Source organism: Frigoribacterium sp. SL97 (assembly GCF_026625765.1).
Taxonomy (GTDB): domain Bacteria; phylum Actinomycetota; class Actinomycetes; order Actinomycetales; family Microbacteriaceae; genus Frigoribacterium.
Genome location: NZ_CP113062.1, coordinates 2356497 through 2375932, shown reverse-complemented (window position 1 = coordinate 2375932; position 19436 = coordinate 2356497). Strand labels below are relative to the sequence as shown.

The window sequence follows — 19436 nt, the reverse complement described above, 5'->3', positions numbered from 1 at the left end:
CGTGTGCGGCTGCCCGCGGGCTACGCCGCGATCGGCTGCGGCTCGCCTTCGGCCGGCGCCGCTGAGGCGTCGGCGGTCCCGTTCTCCCACAGAGCCTCGACGAAGACCCAGTAGTCGTTGCGGATGGCGTAGAGCGACTCGACCAGTGCGTCGAAGGGGCCGGCCTTGTTCGTCTCGAGCGTGCGGCCGGGCCAGTTGACGAGGTCCGCCTCGATGCGGTCCCACAGCGACGACGGCTTCTCCTCGCCCTCGACAGCGCTCGGCCCTTCACCGATGCTGCCGATGGCGAGGAGGGTGATCGTCTGTGCGTCGGATGCGAGGGACTCGTTCGTGATGTTCTCGTCCGCCAGCGCCTCCGAGGCCATGGTGATGAGGTCGTTGCTCAGGACGGCCCACGATGCGGGCACGAGGAGCGCGAGCAGGCTCTCTGCCTCCTCCCGCGACCACTCGAGCTCGCCGTCGGGGCTTGTCATCCCGGCCGTGAGGTCGATGCGGTCCAGGTCAGGGTCGGGCTCGCCCTCGAGCCACTCGGTGATGCGTGCCTGCACGACGGGGTCTTCGGAGTCGAGGCCGACGGTGGAGAGCACGTCGAGCCAGGTTCCGGTCTCCATGTCGTAGAGGCCGGTGACCGTCAGCTCGAGCGCGACACGCACCGCCCAGACGTCGGTGGGCTCGTCGACCTGCGGCTCTCGCAGGCGCTCCGGAAGCCAAAGGAGCGGGTGCCAGAAGGCGCCGGGCTCGGTGTCGATCGGCCACTGCTGACCAGCCGGGCGCTTGGGGATCGGGACGACCACTAGCGGGGAGCTCACGAGGGACTCCTTCGGCAGGTTGGTGTAGTCGCGGGTGAGCTTGAGGCGCTCGGCGATCGTCCATGCCTGCAGGGGGAGGAGCAGCGTCTCACCGGGTGAGGTGAGGAACTGGCGGCGGCGAAGGGCCATTGGGTCGTTCCCAGATCTGTCTGTCGGGCTGGGGACGTGTTCCCCTGCTGTGTCTCGAAGACATGCGGCGGATGGGTCGATGGTCAGCGACGGCCCACCAACTTGACCCCTCGAAGGGCGCTAACCACGAATAACCACGAATTACCAGAGCCTGGTTACACCAAAAACCGCCTTTGACCAGGGGTTCCTATTCGGAATTACCATGAACCACGATTTCGTCGAGAAGTGGATGTATAGAGCCAAGGGATAGAGAGACGTGAAGGTATAGGACCAGCCCCTTAAGTAGTAGTAGTAGAAATCGTGGTTATTTTGGTTAGAGAGAGAGATAAGGGCCTTGGATCCCAGTGACTGGGCGGAAGTTGCTGTAACCAGAGCTCTGGTAATCCGTGGTTATTCGTGGTTAGCGAATGGCTCAAATCGTGCATAAATGCCCGATCTGACGCTTCGAAGAGCCTCGCGGAGCCATCGCGGGGCCTCCGCAGGGCGTGTCTGCTCGTGTCGCTGCACGTTCCAGCGAGCCGCGTCAGAGGTCTAACAAGAACCGTTCTCAGTAACGGGCGTCCGGATGTGGTTCTGAGAAGGGTCTGCCAGGACCTGTTCTCGACACGTACCCGGCGATGGCCGGCGAGTGCAGGCGGATTGGAAGAGCCTCTGGCGTCGTTGCTTCCTCATCTCCACCCACCCCCTCGCAGGAAGGGGAGTCGTCGTGACCTGCCGCGCATGACCTAGGTGTGAATGAAGCAGCCCCCTCCCCTCTCCTGACTGGCGTCGCCTGGTCGGGCACCGACTTGATCGTCACCGACCCCAACCTCATCGACAAGAGGCTCCGCCGAAGTGCGCTCTCCGCCTCGACGTCGAAGTCCATGCGAGGGTGCCTGGTCCGATGGGCTGGCGAGAAGCTACTGCCTCGCGTCAGCGACCCTTTCGCCGTCTCTGAGCTGGGCACCTCCACTCACGCTGTTCTCGAAGACCTCTACAACGCGAACGCGCCCACCCGCACGACGGACCTGTTCGCGGAACTCCGCGACGAGCACTCCAAGAAGCAGTGGAGCTTGGAGCGCTACCAGAGCCTCCCCGACAACCTCGGCCCTGAGGGTGTCCCCGTCGAGTTCAACGAGTGGGTCAAGAACCAGGACCGTTGGAAGAGTGAGGTCGACCGCCTCGGGCTCCGCACCTTCGAGATCGAGGACCCCCGCGAGACGGTGGTCTACAAGACGGAGCTGCCGTTCGATGGTGTGACCATCGCCGGCGGTGTCCCTGCCATGGGCTACATCGACCGCGTCGACATCGAGATCGTCCGCGGCGAGGAGCGGTTCGTCGTCGTCGACCTCAAGACCGGCAAGCAGAAGTCGGCCTTCGACCTGAACCGCTACGGCGACGACCACGGCGACCAGATCCGCATCTACTACGACGCCATCCGCGCGCTGCTCGGAGTGGCACCGGCCGCGGGGCGCATCCACTACACGCAGTTCGGCACCTCCCGAGAGATCCCCCTGACCGAGCTCGCCCTCGAGAAGACCCGCAAGGACTTCCGCGCCGCCTGGGACATCCACAACCGCGTCACGGAGAACGGCCGCTTCCCCGCGAAGACCGGTCCGCTGTGTGGCTGGTGCCCGCTCGTCAACGCCTGCCCTGCGGCGGCCGCCGCAGGCAAGAAGGCCTCCGACAAGCTCGACACCCCGCCTGCCACCGCCGTCGCGCTGGGCATCCCCACCGTTCGGACCGATGCCATCGCCATGGGCTCCAAGGAGCCCTACGCTCCCGCGCCGGCACCGCTCGTCACGGCTGCCACCGCAGCCCGAAGCATCGCCGCCGCACCCGCGTCGCCCCCTGTCGCTCCGACCGCCGAGGTCGCCCCGGCCGACCCGTTCGCCGCCTCGGCGCCCGCCCCGGCGCCCATCGTCGCCCCGGCTCCTGCCGTCGCGCCCGTCATCGCCTTCCCCGTCGCCGCTGCACAGGGTGCCGCGCATGGTGCTGGTGACAACGCAGACCCGAACGGAACAGGAACCCCCACCGTGACCAACGAACAGCCCCTCTTCTCCGAGGGCAAGCCCTGGGAGCCGACCATCAACGGGCGCCTGAACGGCGCCTCCTACTCGGCCATGGGCGTCATCGGACTGACCCAGGTCGCCGGCGAGCTCCTCGTCGAGGCCGGGCGCCCCCTCAACGGGCAGACCCTCGACCAGCTCACCGACCTCCTGGCTGAGGTCATCGTCACCGTGCAGAAGAGCGTGCGAAACGGAGACTTCGACTGGGACGCCGGCATCAACACCCGTATCCGCGGCGCGCTCCGCACCACGATCGAGACGCTGCCCCTCCCGTGGGACGCGACGACCGAGGATGCCTGGGTCGAGTGGAAGGCGAAGGCCATCAAGCGGACCCGAGTGTTCGTCGTCCGCGCCATCCGCCTCTACAACCTCGGCGACACCGTCACCGCGACGAGCTTCTCGGCGCTCCTCCCCGTCGGAGTCGCGGCATCCGCTCCGGTCGCCGCCCCGGTGGCGAGCCCGTCGGTGGTCGCCGCCGCCACGCCCATCGGTGTGCCCCGCGTCGCCCAGCCGGCGTAGCAGCCCGGCGGCCAGGCCCACGGTCTGGCCGCCCCACAGATCCCCCTCAGAAGAAGAAGCCGCCACGCGGCACCAACGAAAGGCATCACCCATGGACGCATCCACCAAGAGCAGCATCATCGTCGCCGCCATGACGGCCGCCGGCCCCGTCGGCGACGACGCGGAGATGTGGGAGGCGCTCGTCCTCCGCAACGTGCGCAACATCACCGCGACCCTCTCGGACACCGACTCGAACTTCGGCCGTGCCGTCGACGAGATCGAGGGCGCCAGCAAGTACGTCGCCGTCATCTCCCTCGTGAAGAAGGAGCAGAAGAGCACCCGTGGCCTCGTCTACCTGCAGCCCGTCCCGCGCATCGAGGGCGGTGTCACGCCGGCGCCGGCGTACACGTTCGAGCAGGTGCTGGCGATCCACGAGCAGCAGACCGCGCAGCGCGCCGCCGGCAAGAAGCCCGACGACCTGCCCGACGGCCTCGAGGTCATCCGCACCGACCGCACCGACACCGGCAAGGACGGCCTGCTCATGGCCAAGGAGCTGACGAGCCTCGTCGGCCACCGCATCCTCGTCCACAAGGTCATGGAGACGTCGGCCAAGAACGAGAAGATCAAGGTGCGCGTCATCAAGCACGCGAAGGACCTCGGCCGGTACGAGAGCTACGCGCTCCCCGCCCCGGCCGCGGCACCCGTCGCCGCGTAGGCCGCAGTCCTCGATGGGCCCCAGTGAGTTCGCTCACTGGGGCCCATCGTCGTTCCCCAGCCGTCGCCGCCGCCGCCGCACAGAAGAGGCATGAGACGACAGCCCATCAAGCGAGCCCTCGTGCTCGGCCTCTCCACCGCGGCGCTCGGCGCCGCCGTCGCGGGCGGCCTCATCGGAGCCGAGGTGAACGGGGCTCTCGCCGACGGCGGCAAAGAAGCAGCAGCCTCGCTCAGGGCGGCCGCCGATGTGCACCTCACAATCGCAACGGCCGCTGAGGGAGAGGCTGAGAAGGCTCGGGCTGCGGCAGGTGCCGCCACAGGCCGCGTGCTCGACACGGCGGCTGTCGACGCCGTGCTGTCGGCAGCTGACGACGTAGACGCCTCAGCCATCGCGCTCCGAGCTCGCGTCACGGAAGCCGCCAAGATCGCAGCCGGCCCCGCCGCCGTTGACGACTGGAAGTGGTCCGAGCTCAGGGAGGCTACGACCAAGGCCCAGGCCTTCACCCTGGACGACGAACGGACCCGCTCTCAGACTGCCGGCACGTCTCTCGCCTCGTCCCTCGTCACGCTGACCGAGGCCACCGCCGCCTGGGAGGCGGAGCAGGCTCGTCTCGCCGCTGAGAAGGCTGAGCGGGAGCGTCTCGCCGCTGAGACAGCCGAACGCGAGCGTGCCGCTGCGGAGAGGAAGGCCTCGGAACAGGCGGCGGCCGTTCGAGCGAAGCCGGCCCCATCCGCACCGAGCGGTAGCCGCTCCCCGAGCGCGGCCCCGTCGCGGGGTGCGCAGCCCGCGCCCAGCGCGCAGGCACCGGCACCGGCGAGCAAGCGCGCGATCGCCGATGGGGTCTTCGCCCGCTTCGGCTTCTCGAACGTCGTCTACGACAGCGGCGCAAGCCAGGGCCACTACGGGGCGACTGACCTCGACAACCAGGTCATCTACCTGCAGCTGAGTCTCATCCCCACCGACCGGGTCGCGTCAGTGGCCATCCACGAGTTCATGCACATCCTCCAAGCCCGAGAGATCGGCGGCTACAACGCCACCGTCGCGCACTTCGGCAGCGTCCGGGCGATGGAGCTCGACGCAGACCGCCGAGCTCGAGCGAACGGCGCCACCTGGACCCATTACCGCTGAGCCGCGCATGGACCAGACGAAGACCCTCAGATGACAGGACCCCCATGCACCTCTACGACTCCCGCACCGGTAAGCCCATCCGCCCCGCTGCCGACAAGCTTCGCTGGGCCGAAGGCGACGTCCGGTACGACGAGCGCCACCTGGACGAGGCGACGGCGTACGATGAGCTGACGTTCTGGGGCAAGTCCCGTGCGAGCTTCTGGACCATGTGGGTCTCGGGCGCGGTCGCCATCGGGTTCGGACTCCTGCAGCTTCGTGACGTGTGGGCCCAGCCCGGCGACAGCGAGGGCGCATGGCTCGGCCTCGCCGTCTTCGCCATCATCAGCGTTCTCGCCGCCGTGTGCGTCCTCGAGAAAATCAGCGACCACCGAACCGGAGCAGCCGCGGCTGTCCGCTACCAGCAAGGCCAGTACGACTCGGCGGTGAAGCGCGCCTCCCGCCTCAAGGTCGAGGCGGAAGCTGAACTCGCCGCGGAGCACGCAGAGCAGGAGCGCCTCCGGAACGCGCCCACCGCAGAGCAGATGCTCAGCCTGTTCCTCACCACTGCAGCTCGCGACACCACCGCCATCAACGACGAGGCGCCCACCTGGGCTCGAGCCCTCGCCGACACCTACAGCGACGAGGCGTGGACGGACCTGGCCAAGCGTCAGGGGTGGGACGCGGACCTCGCCAGGAAGATTCGCTCGACTGCGCCGCCCGTCAAGCCCGCGCCGAAGGAGCTCGATTCCGAAGACGTGCAGATGGTCGGGTGGGCCGGCTGATGCGCGCAACACCAGGCGGACTCTGGTCATCGGGCTCCGGCCGCTTCGCTCGCGGGCCCGCTGCGTGCGTCATGGCGGCGTCGGCCCTCCTCATCATCTCGACCACCGTGCCGGCCGCCGCGTTCGCCTCCACCACGACACCGGATGGCAGCTACGTCAGCGGCGTCGTCCGCGAAGCGACCTTCGGCAGCGGCGCCCAGACCTACGTTGTCACCGCCGCCAGCGCCGTCGACGTCTCCCGCGACAGCTACGGCATCACCGACCCGCCGCTTCCGCCGCCCCCGCCCGTCATGGTCGCGGGAACGGGCGAGGACGGCCGCGACTACGCCTACAACGCCGCTGCCGCCGGCGCAGTCCAGTGGCCGTTCCCTGAGGGCTCACCCATCTCTTCCGGCTTCGGAGCACGACAGGTCGCCAACTGCGGCTTCTGCTCCACCTTCCACCAGGGCCTCGACTTCGTTCCCGGGTCCGGGACGCAGATCCACGCGATCGCGGCCGGCACGGTGAAGACCGTCAGCGGCCCCGGCGGAGCGTTCGGCTACCACGCAGAGGTCGAGCACGTCATTGACGGCCAAAAGATCGTCTCCACCTACTCGCACATGCAGGCCGGCTCGGTCACCGTGAAGGTCGGCGACACGCTCGCCGCGGGCGACGTCGTCGGCAAGGTCGGCAGCACCGGCAACTCCACCGGAGCGCACCTGCACTTCGAGGTGCACGTCGGTGGCGTCCCCGTCGACCCGATGATGTGGATGCTCGCTCACGCGGCATGACGCCACCAGGGCCCGACGTGCCGCGCATGGCACCGGCATGGAAGAGTCCTCGCACCTCGTCGCCGTCCGCTTCGGTGGCCCGTCCATCCCGTTCGGCACCGCCCGCCGAGTGACCTTCACCGGCTCCACCCAAGTGCGCATCGCCTCCGCGAGCTTCGACACTGCTGCGGACCGGGCGGCCCTCGCCGCTGACCTCTCGTCGACCGGATGGACGACGGAGGAAGTCGCGTCGGCGGAAGCGATGCACACTCGCGCCGGCGAGCTCTACATCGCCCTCGTCGTCGAAGCCTCCGAAGACGGTCCTGTGTCGATCGACTTGGACGAGGTCGTGCTGGCCCTGCCCGTAGACGGTGCACGACTCCGCCGTCTGGACTCTCTCGCCCGCGGGGAGAGGTTCCTGTCCCGGCACGGACGCGTGGCCACCGTGTCGAAGCTCGGCACCGGCAGCTACATCAGCACGGTCGACCCCGACGGGGAGGAGACGCTCATGGCGGTCCTCCGCGGCGAGGTCGTCCCGGTGCTGCCGGCTGCCTAGAAGTCGGACACGACGCCGCGGGTCGCCACACGGCGCCCGGCACCGGAGCCGAACTCAGACTCGAAGTCGTCCACCGCGATGACGCTCACCGGCTCGACGGCGAAATCGTCGAGAGCCAGAGGAGCGACCGCAGGCGCAGGCGCAGGCGCAGGCGCAGGTGCACTCGTCGGGATGACCGGTGCGACAGCGACGTCGACGTCGGCGACCGCGGCGGTCGCCGGTCGTCGCTCGAGCCAGGCCAGGGCGTCGTTCCATGCAGCCTTCGTCAGGCCAACCGTCTTCTCGGGCACGATGAAGTGCACGTCGAAGCCGAGGTCTTCGAAGACCTCCTCGGCGAGCTCGCGCCACGTCAGGCCCATGTCACCCTCGTCCTCGAGGTGGTCGTCCATCCACACCGCGCGGCTCATGCCGAGCTTCGTCATGTAGCTGACGACGGCGTTGAGCTTCCACCAGCCGTAGCTGTCGCCGGCGGACTTATCGAGCCACGGGAGGTCACCGCGGCCGATGAGGTCGGCGAACGCCGGGTTGGCGTTCTTCTGCCAGTCGGTCAGCCATGCCAGGTGGGCGGGTGCGGCGCCGAGGGCGCGGCCCATGTCGGGGGAGACGGCGGTGCCGTCGAAGCCCCAGGCCGTGCGGAGCTCGACGGGGCCCCACGCGGGGTCGGTCGTGGCCGAGTTGACGGGCGAGAAGACTCCGTCGACGTCGATGATGACGACGTTCTCCTCGTGTGCGTTCGTCTGGTCGAACACCGGGGCCTGGTCCGGCTCGCCCACCTCCTCGAACATCGACGCGTCGAACAGGTCGATGGCGGGCGTCACCGGCTCAGCGTACGAGTCGTCGTCGTCGTCCTGCTCGAGTTCGGCGAGCAGCTGCTCGTCCGTGGCCGGGGCGGCCGCGGTGGTGTCGCCGAGCTCGGCCTCGAGGAGAGCGTCGAAGTCGATGTCGACCTCCATCTCGCCGAGGTCCTCGACGACGACCTGCTCCTCGGCCGGCTTCGGCTTGGTGATGTCGCGAAAGCCCGTCGTCGGCGCCGCGGCCTTCGGGGCGAGCTCGGCGAGGTTGATGATGTCGGCCTCCGGCAGGGGCTCCCGACGCTCGGCGAGCATGCGAGCGAAGGTGTCCTGCGACGGCTCGAACCAGACCTGGATGACCTCGGCGACACCGGCGCTGGTCTCCCAGAGGCCGCGGCCGCGGGGGACGAAGTCTCCCAGGGGAGGGGCGTCGATGGCGTTCTTGAGGGCGGACTGCCGCTCACCGAACGTTGCGTTGCCCATCAGCATGCGGGAGAGGTTGGTCTTGAGGTCGCCGGCGCCGGGGATGGTGTCGAGCATCTTGGCGCTGAGCTTCTGGGTGGCGAGCACGAGGGTGACGCCGGCGGAGCGGGCCTCGCGGGCGATCTTGCCGGTCAGGGTGCCGATGCGGGCCTTCGAGGCGTTCGCGGTCAGCTGCGCCTGGCGCTCCTCTTCGACGTCGGGGTCCTCGGAGGGCGTCTTGGAGACCGGGTCCGGCTGCATCAGCGAGGTGAACTCGTCCATGATGAGGTAGATGTGCTTCGGTCGGACCTCCTCGGGGAGGTCGCGGTAGGAGCCGACCTGGTACTTCATGTTGAGGGCCTTGCGTCGCTGGACCTCCTTGTAGACGTGCTTCATCAGCGCGTCGGACTCGTCGACGGTCGCGGCGAACGCTCGCGCGTACGGCTTCACGAAGCCGAAGTCGGCGCCGCCCTTGGTCGGGTCGACGATGTAGATCTCCGCGCCCTGCACCGCGGCCGGGTAGATGAACACCTGCAGGGCGACGGACTTTCCACCACCGGATGCGCCGGCGATGAGGACGTGGGCGTCGATCTTGGCGTCGTAGGCGCAGGCCTTGCCCTCGACGTTGGTGGAGAACGGGAGGACTCCGGAGACGCTGTCGACGTAGTCGTAGTCGACGCCTGCCTTCTCCGGCAGCGGGTGGGTCTTGCAGACGAGGATGCGGGCGGAGTCCGCCCCGTCGACGCCGGCGCGGACGTCGATGAAGGCGTTCTTCGTGGAGGCGCCGAGCGCGGCGGAGGCAGCCTTGACGACCTCCTTCGTCAGCGGTGCCGGGAGGGAGAAGTCGATGACCTGGACCTGCTTGTTGTCCGGCAGCACGTCGGTGCGGATGAGGCTGGGGAGGGCGCCGCCGTCACCGATGACCTTGGTGACGAGGAAGGCCTGCTCCCAGTCGAGGCTGGTGACGTAGTCCTGGTTCGAGAGTCGGCGGTTGGTCTTGGCGAAGACGAAGCCGTGGCCGGAGGGGTCGGCACCGGAGACGATGGTGACGACGCCGTCGGCGCCGGCGGCCACGCGGAGCCAGCCGCTGCTGAGGGACTGGCGGATCTTCTGCGCCTGGTTGCGGACCTCTGCGATGGTGACGCCGCCGTAGAGCTTGAGCTGGATCTTCCACATGTGCCCCTTCGACGTCTTGTCGGTCATCGGGGTGACACTGATGACCTCGGGTCGGGCGAGCTTGGCGAAGTCGAAGGCGCGGTTGATGAGCCCGCCGAGGAGCCAGCCGGCGGCCTTGTTGTTCTCCGACGGGATGACGGCGTCGGGGGTGGAGGGGAGTTCCTGGTCGGACCAGTGGATGGCGATCGCCTGGTTGTGTCGGCCGCCGGGCTTGACGCCGCCGATGCCGGAGATACCGGTGACGCTGACGAACGGCGCTGCCTTGAGGGTGGTGGCGAGGGCTGGCTCCATGCGGGTCGGGGCCTGGATGAACTCGAGGATGGACACACCCTGCGGGACGACGAACGGCTGGCACTCGATGGTGGCGCGGCGGCTGCCGTTCGGGCCGATGGGCAGGCGGGCGGTTGCGTAGACCTCGTGCTGGACGAAGGGCTGACGTGCTGCCTGCTTGAGGACGTCCTGCCACCGGAGTGACCAGCGCGCTTCGACGGCCATCTCCCGGAAATGCTTGGCGAGGCCGGTGTCGGTGAACTCGGGCTCGCCGTCGGTGAGTGCGCCGAAGTAGACGGCACCGTTCCCGGGGTCGACGATGCACTCCACGCCGAGCTGGGAGCCGATGGCGGCGCCGTAGCTGCGGAGGCCGGCGAGCCCGCCGGGGATGTCGGCGACGGACCACTGGGTAGCCCAGGCGCCGGGGATGGCAGGTGCGGGCTTCGCCTCGGCGTCGTCGGAGCCGGTCTCGTCCTCGCCGTCTTCGTCGTCCCAGTCGATGTCGTCGTCGAGGTCGTCGGTGACCGCAGCCTTGGCGATGTCGACGGTCTGCATGAGGAGCAGTCGGCCGAGCTTGGCGCCGTCGGTGACGACCCACGCCATGGCGGACGCTGCGGCGAGCTCGACGAGCTTCGGGTCGACGTCCTTCTGCGACAGGTCGGGCAGCTCGCCGGTGAGCCAGGTGACGATGCGGACGCGCAGCGGGTGTGCGGTGCCGACCTTCGGCTGTCCCTGTGCGTCGACGTCGGGGACATCGAGCATGGCGACGCGGACGCCGGAGCCGAGCTGGATGGCCACGAGCGGGGCGAGCTTGAACAGCCCGGCGGCCGCTCCTGCGGAGGCGGAGGCTTCGAATGTGTCGACCACGACGACGTCGTCGATGCGGTCGTGCTCGAGCAGGCGGGGCGGCTGGTCGAGCTTCATCTCGGAGGACACCCAGCGCGGCTTCCATTCGGCGCGCGTCGCGACGAGCTCGCGCCATTCGGCAAGAGCCTGCGTGCGGAGCGCGGCGTGGAGGATGCCACCGGCGGTGACGAGCATGAGGGCCAGGCTCAGCTGCCACAGCTGGACGGGGAGGACGTAGTTCCACAGCTCGAAGCGTTGGGAGACGATGCCGAAGGCGAGGTTGATGACCGCGCCGCCGATCACCGCTCCGACGACGGCGCCGATGGCGGCGCCACGACGCTCGGGGTTGAGGGCGCTCGTCATCAGGTGCTCGATGCCGGTGGCAGGTGCCTGGTCGTCGGGTGCTGCGTTGTTGCGGATGGCGTAGGCGAGGCCGGCGACGAGGACGTAGACGGTGGCCGCGTTGAGGAGGCGTCCCTGGTCACCGAACTCTGGTGTCGGGACGGCGGCTGCGAGCACGGCGAGGCCGACGGCGACCCAGGTGCTGAACTGGGTGGAGATCTCGGAGACGTGGTACTTGGCGGCGAAGCTGACGCCGGGGACCTTGGACTGCTCGAGGAGGGCGATGGGGCGGGCGCGCTTGTTGATCCAGAGCGGGAACCAGCCGCGGTTCGGCATGATGAGCGACCACCGGAGGCTGTTCCACATCCGGTACCGCAGCTGCTGCTTCTCCTCGCCGGGCCCGGCGGGCCAGACACGGCCGGTCTTCTCCTTGTAGCCGGTCATCACCGGCGGGCTGGCCATCCACCCGGCGACGATGAAGCCGAGCCAGATGAGAGCGAGTCCGGGGTAGCCGTACCAGGTGGCGACTCCGGCCGCGGCGAAGGAGCCCAGCGCCACGAGAGGTGCGACGTTGGGCTGCGGGTCGGGGGTCTTCGCGGCCATGAGGTGTGTCCTTCTGCTGGTGCTACTTGGTCAGTCGTGCGAGGGCGGTGAGGATGGTCGGGTCTGCGGGTCGACTGCCGAACAGGCGGCCGGCGCGTCCGACGGTGAGGGCGTTCCCGTCGACGGTCTTCGGGTTGCCGGCGGCGGCGAGCAGGAGCGTGTTGTGCCGCTTCCGTCCGGTGGGCCAGATGATGAGGCCGAGGCGGATGTCGGCCTCGGGGATGCCGAGGTGCTTGGCGTAGGCGGTGCGCGCCATCAGCAGGGTCCGCTTCTCGGCGGGGTACGACGTGCCGCCCTTGCCTTCGACGACGAACCGCTTGAGGCCGCGGAAGGTCTTGCCGGCGAGCGTCCAGTAGATGGCGCCAGCCCAGGCCTTGGTGTCGATGACGGTGACGGTCCGGCCGCTGACGACGACGTGGTCGACGTTGGCGCGGACCCCGGGGAGAGGGATGCTGAGGTCGTGGAGGACGCTCGGGCCGCCCGGTCGGGCGGCGAGCTTGTTGAGGATGGCGGCGCTCTTGCGCTCACCCTCGGCGCCGACGCGGGCGACGCTGGCGTTCGCGGCGAAGGTGCTGCCGGCGCCGGCGAGGCTGCCGCCGGCGGTTCCGATGACCTGGCCGGGGATGCGGGTGCTCACGGCGCCCTAGCCGACGAAGGTGGAGACGATGGCCCAGACGGCAATCGCCCCGACGATGCCGACGCAGGTCCAGAAGCCGGCGGGGCTCTTGAGGAACGCCTCGATGCGCTCTTGGTCGAAGTTCTGCTTGTTGTCGCTCATGCCCTAGAGACATGCGGCGAGAGTGGGCGATTCTCAGGGCTCGGGAGGGGATTCTCCCGACAGTCCTCGCTAGGTCAGGTCGAGAGGAAGCTGCGCGGCCATCTCGTCGGTGAAGAGCCACCCGGTCCGCGACCATCCACCACCTGCGACGTAGTGGAGTGCCTCATGGTCTCGCCAGGAGGAGCCGACCCAGATGTCTGTCAGGCCGGCGGGCAGCTCGAGAGGGCTGCTCGGCAGCGGGTAGTCGTCGTTTCGGGATGCCTTCGTCGCGGAAAAGTGGCTGCGGATGGTCGTCCACACGAAGGCGTGAGCGGGACCGATGCCACCGGTGTGGGCGAGGAGTTTCGCGGCGACGTCGGGGGCGCTCGACAGGGTGTCGGTGACGAATCGGTTCAGGTCGCCGGGCCGATCCCAGCTGTTGAACCCCTCGGCCAGGATGGCGACTCCGGGGCGGTCCGGGGTGGACGGCTCGGCGGCTGTGATGCCAAGCATGCGGAGGGCGTCGGGAAAGCCCCGCTCGTGCTGCGAGTAGGACCGGTAGGGAAGTGCCGCGAGGAAGCCGGGGAGCACTGCTGGAAGGCGCTTGATGCGAGCGTTGTGGGCTACCTGGATCATCCACGACGATTGGCCAGCGGGGAGGGCGATGAAGTGTTCGAGCTTGTCGAGCTCGCTCCACAGGGCCGTGTACTTTCCGTCGGTGTCAGAGATGACCTCGAGGGGGATGTCGCCATCAGAACTGCGGATGAGCGCATCGGGCATGCTGTTCCGCTTGGCGTGCACGCCTTCGTACCGCTCGACGGGGACACCGAGGACGTCTGACACGATGCGCCGTGCTGCAACTTCGTTCGGTCGTTCGCCGTTCGGCAGCCGGGTCATCCTGCAACGGTAGAGCCGGCCGCCGACATCGGTCGCAGCTCAGCCTGCGGTGCGCATCCGCTTCGGCGGCTTGGTGTCGGCGACGAACCCGAAGGCCTTCCCGAACTCCCTCGTCCCCGGCGACAGCTCAGGCCGTGCGATCTCCGGCACGGGAATCGCCTCGTAGCCCGACTCGTGCAGCTGTGTCTCCCACAGGTCGGGTGTCGGCTGCCCGTCGCGGAGCCAGTGCGGGGTGCTGCGGAGCATTGCCATGTTCGTCAGTGCCGCCTGGGCCCAGTCGCCGTCGGGTGCAAAGGGGAGCTGGTCTTCGTCGAGGAGGGACACGCGCTCCCAGAGCTGGTCGGCAGGTCCGGTCGGCCGGTTGCCGGTCAGCTCGAAGAAGGCGGGCGAGACGGCGCCGGGCTCGGGGAACCACTCTCGCCACTCGGCGATCGCCATGCGGGAGGCGACCCGGTCGAAGGTGAGGCCGGGGGTCTCGCGGACGGCCTGGCGGATGAGCTTGTAGACCTCGCTGCGGACGCGGTTGCCACCGCCGGCGGTCCGTCGGTCCTGGTCGACGATGACGAAGACGACGGCTAGGCCGGACTCGCTCATCCGGCGGGAGGCGATGACCTCGGCCCAGTGCTTGACCTTGAGCTCGAGTGCGCGCCCGGCGTTGGCGGTGACTTCGACGGCGAGGCGTGCACCGTCGCGTCGGATGACGGTCATGTCGGCGGCTCGGGTGTAGCCGGCACCACGGCTCTTGAGGCCGAGGCCGGTGTGGGCGAGGAGGTCGAGGAGGGAGAGCTTTTCGCCGACGACGGTCCCGATGTCGCAGAGTTCGGCGATGCGGAGGGCGAGCTCGGCGGTGATGACGTTGTGCCGGTCGTGGCCGCCACCGCCGACGCGGTTCTTGACACCGCCAGTGGTGGAGAGCCACTCGGCGTAGGTGAGGTTCGGGGCGACCTTACGGTCGAAGGTGCTTCCGCTGTTGCAGCGGTAGAGCGCGCCTCGTTCAGTGCCGCGGGTCGTGTAGAGGACGTTGGAGAAGATGCCGACGTCGACGAGCTCGGTGGTGAAGAGGTCGGTCATCGTGCGGGACTTCCCCTTCGCGAGGTGGGTGATGCCGGTGAAGGCGGACAGCTGCTCGCCGGTCGCTGCGCGCCACGAGTCGAGGACGGAGAGGACGTTCAGGTGGGTGGGGAGCTTCGCGGTGTCTTCGACGTTGGCGGTCGCCGCGTCCGGGTCGGCGCGGAGGTGTGCGGGGAGCCGGCCGATGCCGGCTTCGACCTGAGCCTTGGCGGAGCGGTAGTCGATCCACGAGGCCTTGGACCCGACGGGCCAGACGTCTGAGTAGAACGGGTCGATGCGGCGGCCGATGCGGACGGTGTCGTCCGGGCATGCGGATGGGACGTTCTCGAAGGCGAGCAGCGGCCCTTCGATGGTGAGGGCGGGCGCGATGTCGCCGGCGCCGGCGGGGGCCTGCTTCGACGTGCGTGTGGGGGTGATGGGGTTCGTCATCAGGCGATGTCCGTCGGTCCTACGTGCTTCTGGATGTGGGTGTACGACTCCATGATCGACTCGAAGTTCGTCAGCTTGACGGTGAACGGCGACTGTCGGATCCCGTTGATGCGGGTCCGGACGATGGCTTCGTAGCGGGGGAGGTTGGCGACGTCAGCGGTCGTCCAGGTGCTGCCGTCGGCGGCGAGGTCGGCGACGATCTCGCTCATGACCTTGGGCACGTCCTGCGTGTACGACAGGACGGTGCCGAAGCCGAGGACGGACTCGCGGACGCGCTGGTCGAGCTGGCCGGAGCGCTGGGTGGCGAAGACGGGGATGACGCCGTAGCTGCGCCCCTTGTCCTTGAACCACTCGATGACTTCGGAGGAGCTGCCCGCGATCTCGCTGAGCTCGTCGGCGAAGATGCTGACGCGGCGGCCCTCTTCCTCCCAGGTGGAGCAGTTGCGCTGGATGGCGTCGTAGAGCGTGTACGTGAGCATCGCGGACATGTCGTCCTTGAGCTGCCCGTCGACCTGCAGGCCGGTCAGCGAGGAGCCGACGTTGACGACGACGCCCCAGTGGTTGTTGAGCACGTCGTCCCAGCTGACCTTGTTGGGGCGGGCCCACCAGCTCTCGGCGGCCAGGAGTGCTGCGGCCTTGTTGCGCGGCGCCTCGGTCGCGGACTTCCGCTGCGACGGCGTGACGCCGGCGCCGAAGAGGGTTGCGAGCTCGCGTGCAGCGAGACCCAGGTCGTCCTCTTCGCTGGCACCGACGCGGACCGCCTCGGAGATGATGGCGGAACCGAGCGCGACCGCGGCCTCGTCTCCGTAGCCGCCGAGGAGGATGTTGACGTAGTAGAACGGCGACGCGCCCTGACGGAGGCCGGGTACCTGTGCGGTGATGGCGGGCCCGGCGACGAGTGCGGCGGTGAAGACGCGCGTCAGCATGTTGAACGAGTGCGCACCGATGCTGGTCTCGCCCCAGACGTACTTCATCGCGTTGACGATGCTGCGAGCTTGGTGGGTGAGGGTGCCGACGCGGGGGAACATGTCGATCGCCGGGGTGTTCGCGTCAGACAGGTCGGAGAGGCCGACGGAGTCACCGACCTTGGCTGCGAGCTCGTGGTATCGCTGCGCGCCGTTGCCCTTCGTCTCGAGGGCGATGATGCTGTTGCGGGTGCCGGGGAAACCGTCGATGCCGGACGGCTCCGCGCGCTCCATCGAGAACCACGTCCAGATGTTGCGGAGGGCGACGGACTTGCCAGACCCGGGCACGCCGAGGAACATGACGCCCTGCCACAGATCGCGGGCGGACAGGGCGACCCACGCGCCGCCGGACGCACCGATGCGCGGGCCGATGATGCTGGTCATGACGGCGGGCGCTGCGCGCACTGCGGTCGACTGCTCGCCCGAGGCGCTGCCGGCGTGGGGCGCGACGAGGCTGACGGGGATCTCCTGGCCGACGAGGAACGCGCGGTCGTCGAAGGCGTATCCACCGCCGCGCGCGGGGACGATGCTGCCGTCGTCGCGGCGCTTCTCCTTGACGGGCTTCGCCGGTCGTACGCCGAGCTGGCGGGAGACGGGGAGGTGGTGGTGGGCGAGGCCCTCGCGCAGCTTCTCGTGGGTGAGCTTGATGCGCCCTGCGATGGTGCCTGCGCCCAGCGCCACGGCGGCGGCCGCGGCGCCGAACGCGCACACGGGTGCCATAAACGGGAGGTCCAGGTCCGGCACGCCGACCATCGCTGCACCGGCAGCACCGAGGACCGCGGTCGCGGCGAAGAACGGGGTGGCGTCCTTGGTGCGAGACGACGTTCCGTGCTCGGTCGCCATGTCGAAGCCGGGCATGGCAGCGCTGGCTTCGCGCAGCAGCTGTGCGGCGTCGTGCGCGTCGTCGGCGCCGGCGTAGAACGTCGCGACGAGGGCCTCCGATCGGCGCGAGTGGTACTGCGGGTTGTTGGTGTTCATCTGCGACTCGAGCCACGTCAGCTGCCACCGTCGCTCCTTCTGCGTCGGCTTCCTGAGCGCCACAGCGACCCACTGGCCGGGGCGCATCGAGATGGCGAGTGCCCGGCTCACCGCGGCCGGGTCGGTGCCCTGCTGCGTGTCGCGGGAGATGAGCGCCGGCTGCTTCTCGGTCTTCATCCACACGACGTGCTGCGCGTCGTCGAGAACGGGGAGTTCGTCGACGCGGTCGGCGCGCGCTGCGACGGCGTGCGCGAGGTGTAGCGCGCTCTGTCCGGCGTTGCTGGACTCGGGCGTGAGGAGGTAGTGCTGCAGTCCGCTGTCGTCGCGGGTGGTGAGCAGGATGGTGCCGGGTACGACGGACGAGGAGAACACGCCGGCGGCCGTGATGAACGCCATTGGGTTCGGGTCGAGTGTGCCGCTGCGCGTCAGTTTCCACGCCTGCATGGGGGTTTCTCGTCGGCTCATGACAGAGAGACATGCGGCGATTCGCCGGGCGTCTGCGCGCGCACGCGCGGCGGCCGACAGCGGTGCGCGCGCGTCATGCGGGGTCCGCAGGTGCGCGTCGAAGTGGCCCTCGAGGTGCGCGTCATGTTCGTCGTGGAGGTGCGCGCTCGACCGCACGCACGCATCGTGCGCCCATCTCGCTACTGCGCAGGAATCGTGCGTGGCGTCTCGACGCGAGGCCTGAACGGGCTCGATCTCCCGAAACTTCATGAGTATCGCCCAGAACGTCGCATATCGCCGCCGCCGCGCCACCTGCACTTTCAACTGCTTCGCACTTGACCCTCGTTCCGGCGCCCTCTTCCGGTCCACTCCGCTCCCCGTCAGACTTCCCGCTGCGCGAGAAGCGTCTCCGCCCCGCCGAACGCTGGCGCGTGCGTCACGGCTGCGATTCCCTCAGCTCACTCGTTCGCTGCTGGAACCCACCTGCCGGTGGGCGGGTACTTCGCTGCCGTGTGCAGCTCAGGGGCTGGTTGACGCTGTGAGCGTCTGCCTCGCCTGGCACGCCACACCACTTCGTGATGCGTCGGGAACCGCCCTCCTTGTGCGCGCAGCGTGCGTGCTCGTCGTCACCCCTGCCGGGGGCCTCTCCGATGGCTGGTTCATGCGCACCGGGTCTGCTTCTTCCGGGACCGGTCCGTCACCCGCATCGCTCCACCGTCCCGGCAGACGACCCGCAGCCTGTTCGCACTCACCCGGCCATGAGGAAGCCCCCGGCAGGGAGCCACCTCGACACCGGTTCGATACCCGCAACGCCCCGCCGTCCCGGTGACCGGAACGACACGAAGCTCCGGCAGGTGCGGCACCGGCACGCACAGGCCAGACGACCCGGATGACGCAGCGGGAGGCGTTCCGGTGGACGCCTCAGGGGAGACGAGATGCCAGACGTGCGGGTGCACGGACCGAGAGACGAACTGCGACACCCCACCCGTGTGAGGCCGCCGGCAGGCAAGGTGCGTCAGCACCTTCGATCAGGCATCCGCCCTGGGGAGACGAACGGGGTGACGAGCAGCTGCCACGCGTGCCGTGCACGCGGTGGACGAGATGGTGGACGAGCAGGTCATCGTGACCGTGCGGGGGTGGAGCGGATGCAAGGAGAGGGTCGCGAAGCGACCCGGACGGGACGTGTGGGGAGAGCGCGCGAAGCGCGCGGTATGCGGCGCCGGCGCGGAGCGCCAGGCGTGCCGCGTCGTTGTCGAGGTGGCTGAGTCGTGCGTGCGGGTCACGTTCTCGAGATGGCCGGGTGAGGTGGGCTGCGGTGTCGAGGTGGTGGCGTCAGGAGGTCAGACGAGAAGGGTGTCTCATCGCGGTTGACGTGTGGCTGTTCGTGAAGGGGAACGGGGGAGGGAGCGCCAGCGACCGACCCTCTCTTCTAATCGGGCTGCCCTCTCATCTAATGGCCTCCACTCGTCAGATCGGTGTCGCCAGTTGGTCGTCAGGTTCGGCGACCGCCGGGCTCGCACGGGTCGTGCTCGCGGGGGTGGGGCTGGTGGTCGGCGACCGCCGTCGGGGTGGCGCGCGACCGCGCACCGGGGAGAGCGATGTGGGTCAGTGGCGCATGAGCTTCTCGTGTACGTCGGGGAGCATGACGCGCAGCTGCTCGAGTTCGACGACGTCGCTGCCGGTCGGCAGATCCAATCCGGTCAGCTCGCGGGCTTGGGCCATGGCAGCTCGCTCGTCCGATGTCGGCGACCGCAGCACGTCCACCGATCGGAGCCAGTCCCACAGCTCGGCGAAGGGCTGGCGCGAGTAGCCCTTGAAGTCGTCTCGAGCGCGGGACCACGCGTCGTGCCGGTTGGCTCGGATCGGCAGCCTCGCTCGGACGTGCTCGGGGAGGTCGGGGAAGATGCGGGGGTCAGCCGTCGAGTTGAGGAGCTCCTGCTCGAAGTAGCGGAAGGCGACGTCGTCGAACGAATCTCTGCGGGGCTGATGTGGCCGATGGGTCATGAAGTGGT

At 68.9% G+C, this 19436-nt stretch carries 15 protein-coding genes; 7 read left to right on the top strand and 8 right to left on the bottom strand.

Translation table 11 applies throughout. The annotated features are described in order from the left end of the window. Positions 1 to 20: 20 nt before the first annotated feature. The gene (locus tag OVA02_RS11710) at positions 21 to 938 is read right to left on the bottom strand and encodes a hypothetical protein (RefSeq protein ID WP_267658505.1); all 918 of its coding nucleotides are present in this window, start codon (positions 936 to 938) and stop codon (positions 21 to 23) included. A gap of 788 nt (positions 939 to 1726) precedes the next feature. Between OVA02_RS11710 and OVA02_RS11705 the strand changes: the two genes are divergently transcribed. From OVA02_RS11705 to OVA02_RS11680, 6 genes are all read left to right on the top strand, one after another. After that, positions 1727 to 3505, top strand: a complete 1779-nt coding sequence (locus OVA02_RS11705) for a RecB family exonuclease (RefSeq protein ID WP_267658504.1) — start codon at positions 1727 to 1729, stop codon at positions 3503 to 3505. Positions 3506 to 3596: 91 nt separating this feature from the next. Further along, entirely contained in the window at positions 3597 to 4199 is a 603-nt protein-coding gene (locus tag OVA02_RS11700; RefSeq protein ID WP_267658503.1) for a hypothetical protein, read from the top strand. Positions 4200 to 4319: 120 nt separating this feature from the next. Further along, positions 4320 to 5327, top strand: coding sequence for a hypothetical protein (locus tag OVA02_RS11695; RefSeq protein WP_267658502.1), 1008 nt, complete (start codon positions 4320 to 4322; stop codon positions 5325 to 5327). 44 nt (positions 5328 to 5371) lie between these two features. Then, positions 5372 to 6088, top strand: coding sequence for a hypothetical protein (locus OVA02_RS11690; protein ID WP_267658501.1), 717 nt, complete (start codon positions 5372 to 5374; stop codon positions 6086 to 6088). Positions 6089 to 6159: 71 nt separating this feature from the next. After that, entirely contained in the window at positions 6160 to 6858 is a 699-nt protein-coding gene (locus tag OVA02_RS11685) for a M23 family metallopeptidase (RefSeq protein WP_267658500.1), read from the top strand. A 37-nt stretch (positions 6859 to 6895) separates the two neighbouring features. After that, entirely contained in the window at positions 6896 to 7393 is a 498-nt protein-coding gene (locus tag OVA02_RS11680) for a hypothetical protein (protein WP_267658499.1), read from the top strand. On the opposite strand, the gene OVA02_RS11675 is transcribed toward OVA02_RS11680, so the two are convergent. The 6 genes from OVA02_RS11675 to OVA02_RS11650 form a co-directional block, all read right to left on the bottom strand. After that, a complete protein-coding gene (locus OVA02_RS11675) occupies positions 7390 to 11883 on the bottom strand; it encodes an FtsK/SpoIIIE domain-containing protein (RefSeq protein WP_267658498.1) in 4494 nt (1497 codons plus the stop codon). The genes OVA02_RS11680 and OVA02_RS11675 overlap by 4 nt on opposite strands. A gap of 22 nt (positions 11884 to 11905) precedes the next feature. Then, on the bottom strand, positions 11906 to 12520 hold the full coding sequence (locus OVA02_RS11670; protein ID WP_267658497.1) for a nuclease-related domain-containing protein: 615 nt from the start codon (positions 12518 to 12520) through the stop codon (positions 11906 to 11908). A gap of 6 nt (positions 12521 to 12526) precedes the next feature. After that, a complete protein-coding gene (locus OVA02_RS11665; RefSeq protein WP_267658494.1) occupies positions 12527 to 12661 on the bottom strand; it encodes a hypothetical protein in 135 nt (44 codons plus the stop codon). 69 nt (positions 12662 to 12730) lie between these two features. Continuing rightward, positions 12731 to 13537: a hypothetical protein gene (locus tag OVA02_RS11660; protein WP_267658493.1), complete on the bottom strand. Its 807-nt coding sequence runs from the start codon at positions 13535 to 13537 to the stop codon at positions 12731 to 12733. 39 nt (positions 13538 to 13576) lie between these two features. Continuing rightward, a complete protein-coding gene (locus tag OVA02_RS11655; RefSeq protein WP_267658492.1) occupies positions 13577 to 15037 on the bottom strand; it encodes a hypothetical protein in 1461 nt (486 codons plus the stop codon). Then, positions 15037 to 17424 (bottom strand): hypothetical protein, encoded by a 2388-nt coding sequence (locus OVA02_RS11650; RefSeq protein WP_267658490.1) that lies wholly within the window; start codon positions 17422 to 17424, stop codon positions 15037 to 15039. The genes OVA02_RS11655 and OVA02_RS11650 overlap by 1 nt, the downstream gene beginning before the upstream one ends. Before the next feature lie 1092 nt (positions 17425 to 18516). On the opposite strand from OVA02_RS11650, the gene OVA02_RS11645 reads away from it, so the two are divergent. After that, positions 18517 to 18795, top strand: a complete 279-nt coding sequence (locus OVA02_RS11645) for a hypothetical protein (RefSeq protein WP_267658489.1) — start codon at positions 18517 to 18519, stop codon at positions 18793 to 18795. 234 nt (positions 18796 to 19029) lie between these two features. Here OVA02_RS11645 and OVA02_RS11640 read toward each other — a convergent pair whose 3' ends face one another. Continuing rightward, positions 19030 to 19428, bottom strand: coding sequence for a hypothetical protein (locus OVA02_RS11640; protein WP_267658487.1), 399 nt, complete (start codon positions 19426 to 19428; stop codon positions 19030 to 19032). Between the last annotated feature and the right edge of the window lie 8 nt (positions 19429 to 19436).